We start from the raw sequence: 3681 nt of genomic DNA, 5'->3' as shown, positions 1-3681 counted from the left end.
CAACGCAGTGTACGCGAATACATCGCCTTTGCGACGGCCTTCTAATCGCACCTGCGCGCCCCCCTGGTAGAAACGAGCCTCATCTAGCAGCCCCCAAGGGACTCCTTCGAGAAAGAAGACGCCCATTAGAACCCTTTTTGATGTCTCTACAGGGGCCAAATGGGACTGTTGACCGTGGTTAAAAGATTGGTACAGAAGTTACATGGCCGCTTCAAGCTTAGGCGGCAAGGTACGCTGAGGCCCGAAAACGGCTTTTTTCGGGTACCAGTGCTCACCTCACCGGTTACCTGCCACTCGCACACGAAAAGCGATACCCGAAATCTGTTGATGCAATCAGAATACCGCTAATGCCCTGCAAACGGCTTTTCGGTACACCTGTCAGCTTTCGTAGCTAGCAACTGTGACTTTTGGACCAACCTTTTAACCACGGCCAAGATTCGTTTGGGCAATTTTATACCATAGAAAAAAAGGACTTTTCAGTTGGCCTAAGGCGAAGCGTTGGCCAGCTGGTGCGCCGAAACACCAGGCGTACGAAACGCCTGATTCGGCCCCGCGAAGGGGGGACGTTCAGGTACCCACCCAATCCTGACCTCAGTTAAAGGGTTGGTCCAACAGTTCCATGGCTGGCCCGCACCGTTGAATCAGGAGACCGGAAAGCCGTCAAGAAGGTGCCTTTGGGTCCTTTGATTACGGCTAGGGGGGGCGAAGACCGTTTGTGACGGTAGTAGCGGCTCATTCGGAAGCATTGAGTCGGTGGCATACGAGCAACGGGTGGGAGCAGCGCTTTCACCGCTAAAGATGGCTTCTCAAGTGAAGCTCAGAGGTGGCTGGCCGTCACTGCCCCACACTTTTGGATGTGCTCCGGGCAGACTGCCTCGTAAAGAAACGTGATTGGGGAGGCGCAGCGTCGTACTCGTCCAAGGCACGTTCGAGGGGCGTGTTCGCCCCCCGGCCAGCTATTTTTCAAGATATTTGACCATCGTAGGCTGCGGAGTCAACCGTTGTTTAATACTTCTCATTTCTGTTACCCAACAACCTTTATGTCAACTAACTTACCTTTCCCCCGCGCCAAATGGCCGCTTTCGCATTCCCGGAAGATTACCTTGCTTCTCTTGCTCGCCCTATGCTGGAGGAGTGCTCCGGAGCTACTAGCCCAAACCAGATTAGGACTTCACGTTACGCAGGAAGAACTGAATGTCTGGAAACAGCGCAAGGCTGATGGGCCTTACAAAACGTATAATGCACCTGTTGCTGGCAAATACACCCCGGGCGATTGGGTGAGAATCATGGGTAACGCGGACGCTTTTTTGCAAAATCCAGGTTCTGACAGATACCTGTCGCCCGCGAATGGTGGTTGTCTCATGCTGGAGGGGGAGCCAACAACTTCAGGTCAGTTGATTAAGGATGCTGGTTTTGCTCATTTGGTTAGCAGTGCCGACGTAACGACCAGTACCCCTTATAGTGTAGCGGTTAAAAATGAGTTGCTCCGGTACGCTGACCCCGCTAATAATTTTGATTTTACCAATCCGGATAAGTGGTGTTTTTATAAAATTGTCAAGGATAAAAACGGGCAGGATGTTTACAAGATATTCGACAGTGGCAGCCATCCCTACTTTGTATTATCCGAGTGGTTGGTTAAGCTCCTTTTCGCGTATGACTATACCAAAGCCACTTTCAGTGTAGCGGAGCGCAACACGATGGATAACTGGTTTTATGGGGCCGGAATCTACTTCCAGCATGTTCTGAATGGGAATGTGAACAACCTTTTTGAGTCTTCGGGCTGTAGCGGACCAGCCTACACAACCACCCCGGTTTATGTCGCAAACGCCACTCGTAGAGGTAGTTTAACCAATGACGATGGCGTGCGATTAAGTTCGTATGCTACGTGCGCCGAAGCCAACGACGCGAGGTACGCACTCTACTTAAATGGCCCGACAGCGGGTTTTGTAGCCCAGGGATACAACAACCGACGCAACAACGTAGCTCGCTTTGTTGGCTTAGTGGGCGTTTTTTTAGACAATGAAGTTTTTTCAACTACCGGAACTCCGGTGCTAGCCGCAGTTAAAGCCAAACACCAGCAACAGATTGATGATATCAAGATTGATGCTAAATTATACTTTCGGGAATGGTTGAAATATGGTGTTTTTCCCGGTGGCGATGTGGCTGACATGCACCGGGCAATTGGTGAGCCAGGCAGCGGCAGCGAAAGCAAAGAGGAAAACAGTGAAAAGGGGTTGAATTATGCATTCTCCAGCACTGGTGCGATGATTGATCTGGCTGATGCATTTGGCAGGGACGGAGACTTTTCTTTATATAATTACAAAACGACCGTCGGCTATTATAATGGTGTACAAACTACAACGGGAGGAGCCAAAACACTACTGCTGGTCATTCAAAATCTTCAGAACTATTTAAACGGCACGCATGTCCGATATGGAACATCTTTTCCGGGCAACAATACGGCTTTCTATAAAATAGATGGAGTAGATGCTTATTTAAGCCAGCAAAACCCGCAGCGGCCCAAAAATAAAATTGTATACGATACCTGGTTTGCGCTAGCAAATATCTATTATAAAGATGCGGCCGTCCGGGCTAATTATGTTCGGGCAGCCAGTGGCACGATACCTTACCCATCGTCTGAACAGCTCAGGGGGATTGGCCCCAATCATCCCTGGAGTGGCCAATCGGCGGTCTATCCCGGAGTGCTGTTCATGTTTGGTCAAATGGAGGATAACACGGCCAATCCGTATAATCGGATCCGAAGAGAAGTATGGAATAACGTGGATGGCAAGACCGTCAACTTAATACCTCTCACTACTTCCCCTGCCGCGGTCAGCTTTCCTAAAAAGCTCGAAGGACCTGTAAATATCGGCGACAGGTACGGGGCGCGCTATCAGGGCTTTGTGCACCCACCCGTAACCGGCACTTACAGGTTTTGGATTTCCAGCGACAATGAAAGCGAACTCTGGCTCAGAACGGATGATGACCAGCCCGCGCGCAAAATCGCAGCCGTTCATACCGCACTCGGTGATGGCTACACCTCTAAATTCTCTACTGATTATGAGTGGGAAAAATATCTGTCATCAGATCCTGGCTTTTCGCAAAAATCAGCGCCAATAACGCTTACGGGTGGTAAAAGGTATTACGTAGAAGTGCTACATAAAGAGGCTTTCGGGGGCGACCACCTAGCCGTAGGCTGGCAGGTACCCGCAAACGGTACCACGTCTGCCTATTATGAGCGCCCTATTCCCGGCACCCGCCTTTCGCCTTATTCCTCTGTAAATGGAGTAAGTGCCGGCAATGCCCGACGGACGCTAGCCTTGTCCGACGCTGCAAGCATAACGCTTGATCAGGAGTTGACGGTATTCCCCAACCCAAGCTCCGGCAAGGTAACCATTCAGTTTACCTTGCCGGAAGCCGAGCAGGCTACTATGAGTATATACAATTTGAAAGGAGAGTTCGTGACGCAGCTGTTCGAAGGGTTGGTAAAAGCCGGTGAAACCAAGCAGGTGGAATTTGAAGGCGGTCAGTACCACAGTGGCCTCTACCTGGTCCGGTTAGCTACGGTTCGAAAAACAGCGTATCAGAAAATAACGCTCATGAGATAGGGGTAGGGCAAGATACTGTGTTAAAATAGTTGCCTGTTGGATAGGATTTCTGTAATTTTAAGCCTCTTAAGGA

Annotated in this window: 1 protein-coding gene; it reads left to right on the top strand. The window is 50.2% G+C overall.

Features of this window, described 5'->3' with window-relative positions; all coding sequences use genetic code 11:
• Positions 1-1040 precede the first annotated feature (1040 nt).
• The gene (locus WX88_RS26390) at positions 1041-3608 is read left to right on the top strand and encodes a T9SS type A sorting domain-containing protein (protein WP_082116330.1); all 2568 of its coding nucleotides are present in this window, start codon (positions 1041-1043) and stop codon (positions 3606-3608) included.
• Positions 3609-3681: the final 73 nt, after the last annotated feature.

The sequence above is a fragment of the Hymenobacter terrenus genome (assembly GCF_000972495.1).
Classification (GTDB): domain Bacteria; phylum Bacteroidota; class Bacteroidia; order Cytophagales; family Hymenobacteraceae; genus Hymenobacter; species Hymenobacter terrenus.
This window is presented reverse-complemented; position numbering and strand designations above follow the sequence as displayed.